This is a genomic window from Curtobacterium sp. B8 (genome assembly GCF_000333315.1).
GTDB lineage: Bacteria > Actinomycetota > Actinomycetes > Actinomycetales > Microbacteriaceae > Curtobacterium > Curtobacterium luteum.
In genome coordinates, this window is sequence record NZ_BACW01000127.1 from 1 (window position 1) to 3,385 (window position 3,385).

At 72.9% G+C, this 3,385-nt stretch carries 1 protein-coding gene and 1 pseudogene; both read left to right on the forward strand.

The annotated features are described in order from the left end of the window. A pseudogene (locus tag I59_RS19045) lies at positions 1–553 on the forward strand (tRNA methyl transferase PRC-barrel domain-containing protein); the annotation flags it as partial. A gap of 134 nt (positions 554–687) precedes the next feature. Then, entirely contained in the window at positions 688–3,063 is a 2,376-nt protein-coding gene (ligA, locus tag I59_RS03390; protein WP_022902671.1) for an NAD-dependent DNA ligase LigA, read from the forward strand. Positions 3,064–3,385 lie beyond the last annotated feature (322 nt).

Here is a 3,385-nt window from a genome sequence, read left to right on the forward strand (position 1 = left end):
CCGCGGGCTGACCGTGGCGCAGAGCCGGACTCGTACGACATCTGCTTCATCCCCGACGCGACACCCGCGGCTGGCTCGCTGACCGCGTGGGCACCGCCCCCGGGACGTCGTCGAGCGCGACGGCACGGTCGTGGGGGAGCACCAGGGCGCGACCGGCTACACCGTCGGGCAGCGTCGAGGCCTGCACCTCGGTCGTCCCGCGCCGGACGGCAAGCCCCGGTTCGTGCTGGAGATCCGTCCGAAGGACAACACGGTCGTGGTCGGCCCGAAGGAGGCGCTCGACGTCACCTCGATGTCCGGCGCGCGCTTCACGTGGGCGGGCACGGCGCCGGCGGACCCGACGGTGCCGTTCGCGTGCGACGTGCAGATCCGCGCGCACGCCGACCCGGTGCCGGCGACGGCGCGGGTGTCCGACGGGCACCTGGTGATCGACGTCGACGAGCCGCTCTCGGGCGTCGCGCCCGGGCAGACGGCGGTCGTCTACGTCGGCACGCGGGTGCTCGGGCAGTGCACGATCGACAGCACGGTGTCGGCGGTGCCGGTCGACGCCTGAGCGCGACGGTCGCGCACAGCGGGCAGGCGTGGGCGCGCGCGGCGGGCAGGCGTGGGCGCGCGCTGGCGCTGCGGCGCTCCCGGGGTGGGCGGTGCCTGCGCGTCCGGTCGGTGGTTGCCGGTAGAACTGGAGGCATGAGCGACAGCACGCCCGACGACGCCACGTTCGAGACGACGGCGCCCGCCGACCTCGACGCCGCCCAGTCCGCGCGGGAGGTCGACCGGCTCCGTGCCCGCATCGCCGAGCTGCGGCACGAGTACTACGAGGGCAACGCCTCGACCGCGTCCGACGCCGACTACGACGCCCTGCAGCGCCGGCTCGCCGCGATCGAGGAACTCCACCCCGAGCTGCTCACCGAGGACAGCCCCACGCAGACCGTCGGCGGGCAGGCGCAGACGACCCAGTTCGCGCCCGTGCAGCACGCCGAGCGCATGCTGAGCCTCGACAACGTCTTCAGCCCCGACGAGCTGACCGAGTGGGCGACCAAGGTCGAACGCGACGCCGGAGCCGAGCGCGTGCGATGGCTCACCGAGCTCAAGATCGACGGACTCGCGATCAACCTCCGCTACGAGGACGGCCGCCTGGTCTCGGCCGCCACCCGCGGCGACGGCGTCGTGGGCGAGGACGTCACGGGCAACGTCCGGACCATGGGGACGATCCCGGACCGGCTCGCGGGGACCGGGCACCCGCCCCTCGTCGAGGTCCGGGGCGAGATCTTCTTCCCGGTCGCCGAGTTCGACGAGCTCAACGCCCGACAGCGCGAAGCCGGCGAGAAGGTCTTCGCCAACCCGCGCAACGCCGCCGCCGGTTCGCTCCGCCAGAAGGAGGAGGGCAAGTCCGAGGCGAAGCGCGCCCTCATGGTCGACCGACTGCGGCGGCTCCGGATGCTCGTGCACGGCATCGGGGCGTGGCCGGTGCGGGAGCTCGAACGCGAGACCGACGCCCGCTCCCAGTCCGAGGTCTACGAGCTGCTGCAGACCTGGGGCCTGCCGACGAGCACCCACTACCGCGTGTTCGACACCGTCGACGAGGTCCTCGGCTTCGTCCGGTCCACGGGTGACCGTCGTGCGAGTGTCGAGCACCAGATCGACGGCGTCGTGATCAAGGTCGACGACCTCGCCCTGCACGAGGAACTCGGCTCGACCTCCCGCGCCCCGCGCTGGGCGATCGCCTACAAGTACCCGCCGGAAGAGGTCCACACGAAGCTCCTCGACATCGTCGTGAGCGTCGGACGGACCGGCCGCGCCACGCCGTTCGCGTCGATGGAGCCGGCCGAGGTCGCCGGGTCCGTCGTGCGGCAGGCGACGCTGCACAACCAGGACGTCGTCAAGGCCAAGGGCGTCCTCATCGGCGATACCGTGGTGCTGCGGAAAGCCGGGGACGTCATCCCGGAGGTCCTCGGCCCGGTCGTCGAGCTGCGGGACGGCACCGAGCGCGAGTTCGTCATGCCCGCCGACTGCCCCGAGTGCGGCACACCGCTCGCTCCCGCCAAGGAGGGCGACAAGGACCTGCGGTGCCCGAACGCGAAGAGCTGCCCGGCGCAGGTGCGGGGTCGTGTCGAGCACATCGCCTCGCGGGGCGCCCTTGACATCGAGGGGCTCGGCGAGGTCGCGGCGGCCGCCCTGACGCAGCCGCTGCACCCGGAGACCCCGCCGCTCGTGACCGAGGCCGGGTTGTTCGACCTCACGATGGAGGACATCGTCCCGATCGAGGTCATCGTCCGCGACGCTGAGACCGGCATGCAGAAGGTCGACGACGCCGGGGTCCCGAAGCGCGTCACGCCGTTCAGCCGGGCGCGCAAGAAGACCGATCCCCCGTTCGACCCGGACGCCCGTGGGGCCGACCACACCGGCGAGCCGAGCCGGTACCCGTCGAAGAACGCGTTCGAGATGCTCGCGAACATCGACGCCGCGAAGACGAAGGACCTCTGGCGGCTCCTCGTCGCGCTGAACATCCGCCACGTCGGACCGGTCGCGGCCCGGGCGCTCGCGTCGCACTTCGGGTCGCTCGACGCCGTCCGCGCGGCCTCCCGCGACGACCTCGCCGCGGTCGACGGGGTCGGTGGCATCATCGCGGATGCGCTCCTGTCGTGGTTCGAGGTCGACTGGCACCGCGAGATCGTCGAGCGGTGGACCGCCGCCGGCGTGCGCTTCGCGATCCCGGACCACCCGGGGCCCGGTGCCGCGGCGGCGGAGGGCGGCGTCCTGGCCGGGGTCACCGTGGTTGCCACCGGGAGCCTCGAGGGGTACACGCGGGAGGGTGCGCTCGAGGCGATCATGGCCGCCGGTGGCAAGGCGGCATCGAGTGTCAGCAAGAAGACCGACTTCGTCGCCGCCGGTCCCGGGGCCGGCTCGAAGCTGACGAAGGCCGAGCAGCTCGGGGTGCGGATCATCGACGCGGAGCAGTTCCGGCTGCTCGTCACCGAGGGCCCGGACGCCCTCGCGGACGTTCCCACCGATGCCCCCGCCGACGCCTCCGCACCCGACGAGCAGGGGGCCCCGGAAGGCTGAGCCACCCTCAGGAGCACGGGCCGGTCCTGTCCACCAGGAGCGGCACACCCCGCCGTGCACCCAGAACGGGGGGCAAGTTGCAGCGGGCATGTTCCCAGATCGGCCGTCTTCCGTAGACTCGACCGAGCATCACCCGTCGTCTGCAGGGAGGCGACGGGACGGCCTTCCCGGGGGAGACCCGATTGCTGCTCATCGCCGCGGCTCTGCTCACCGCCTCGATGCACTCGCTGGGAGTGGTCGAGGCTCCTGCCGTGCCCACGTCCGTCCCCGCGGTCGTCGTGCACACGGTCGGCGCCGTCCACGACGACCCGACCTCCCGCTC